The 356-nt window shown below is 72.8% G+C and carries 1 protein-coding gene; it reads left to right on the top strand.

All coding sequences use genetic code 11. From position 1 onward, the window contains the following. Positions 1-356, top strand: a 356-nt coding sequence (locus B8460_RS19430; RefSeq protein ID WP_048863280.1) for a nicotinate-nucleotide--dimethylbenzimidazole phosphoribosyltransferase, incomplete at both ends; no start/stop codon positions are given.

Here is a 356-nt window from a genome sequence, read left to right as displayed (position 1 = left end):
GCCGCGTCTCGATCAGGTCGACATCCTGATCTTCGCCGGCAACCACGGCGTGACGGCACAGGGCGTCTCCCCCTACCCCGCGGCGGTCACCGCACAGATGGTGGCCAATTTCCGCGCCGGCGGGGCGGCGATCAACCAACTCGCGACGGTCGCGGGCGCGCGGCTGCACGTGCATCCGCTGTTGTTGGACGCGCCCACCGCGGACATGACCCAGGGGCCCGCGATGACGGAGGCCGAATTCTGCGCCGCCGTCACGGCCGGCGCGGCGGCGCTGCCCGGCGGGTGCGACCTGCTTTGCCTGGGCGAGATGGGAATCGGCAACACGACGGCGGCAGCGGCGCTGGCGGCGGCGCTAT

This window comes from Acidisphaera rubrifaciens HS-AP3 (assembly GCF_000964365.1).
GTDB classification, from domain to species: Bacteria; Pseudomonadota; Alphaproteobacteria; order Acetobacterales; family Acetobacteraceae; genus Acidisphaera; species Acidisphaera rubrifaciens.
The sequence above is the reverse complement of the archived record's forward strand: the minus strand, read 5'-3'. Positions and strand labels throughout refer to the sequence as shown.